The organism is Bacillus cereus group sp. BfR-BA-01356 (assembly GCF_022663635.1).
GTDB classification, from domain to species: domain Bacteria; phylum Bacillota; class Bacilli; order Bacillales; family Bacillaceae_G; genus Bacillus_A; species Bacillus_A cereus.
This window is the reverse complement of the sequence record NZ_JAKUFX010000308.1, coordinates 1-272: the sequence shown is the minus strand read 5'-3', so window position 1 is coordinate 272 and position 272 is coordinate 1. Positions and strand designations below refer to the sequence as shown.

Genomic DNA, 272 nt, shown 5'->3' with positions numbered 1-272 from the left:
TTGATAGGTTCGAGGTGGAAGCATGGTGACATGTGGAGCTGACGAATACTAATAGATCGAGGACTTAACCATATAATATGTAGCAAATGTTATCTAGTTTTGAAGGAATATATATTAAAATTTCTTCTTGACATTTCGAAAGAAATGTTTATAATGATAAAAGTCTGGTAATGATGGCAGAGAGGTCACACCCGTTCCCATACCGAACACGGAAGTTAAGCTCTCTAGCGCCGATGGTAGTTGGGACCTTGTCCCTGTGAGAGTAGGACGTT

1 rRNA gene is annotated in these 272 nt (G+C 40.1%); it reads left to right on the top strand.

The features are described 5' to 3' along the window. Positions 1–163 precede the first annotated feature (163 nt). A 5S ribosomal RNA gene (gene rrf, locus MR168_RS33185) occupies positions 164–272 on the top strand; the annotation flags it as partial.